Source organism: [Flexibacter] sp. ATCC 35208 (assembly GCF_001975825.1).
GTDB lineage: Bacteria > Bacteroidota > Bacteroidia > Chitinophagales > Chitinophagaceae > Chitinophaga.
Window position 1 is genome coordinate 1 of sequence record NZ_MTKN01000368.1, and the last position, 332, is coordinate 332.

The window sequence follows — 332 nt, forward strand, 5'->3', positions numbered from 1 at the left end:
ACTATCTTTTTTGGTACCCACGATAGTATCTTTTATGCCGTTGCTGCTGCTGTAGGCAAACGTTTATGGACTTTTAAGACGGGAACTGGTTTACCTGGGGGAGGCGTAGCCAATGGCAATGTATATGTAAGTGGATATAGTTTGTATGCATACAAACTATATCCANNTGGATATAGTTTGTATGCATACAAACTATATCCACTTACATATACATTGCCATTGGCTACGCCTCCCCCAGGTAAACCAGTTCCCGTCTTAAAAGTCCATAAACGTTTGCCTACAGCAGCAGCAACGGCATAAAAGATACTATCGTGGGTACCAAAAAAGATAGT

General features: G+C 41.2%; 2 pseudogenes. One reads left to right on the top strand and one right to left on the bottom strand.

Annotated elements, in window-relative coordinates:
* Positions 1-27: 27 nt before the first annotated feature.
* Positions 28-141: pseudogene (locus BW716_RS39845) on the top strand (hypothetical protein); the annotation flags it as partial.
* Between the two features lie 83 nt (positions 142-224).
* Here the strand turns inward: BW716_RS39845 and BW716_RS39850 are convergent.
* Positions 225-329 (bottom strand): annotated as a pseudogene (locus BW716_RS39850) (hypothetical protein); the annotation flags it as partial.
* Positions 330-332 lie beyond the last annotated feature (3 nt).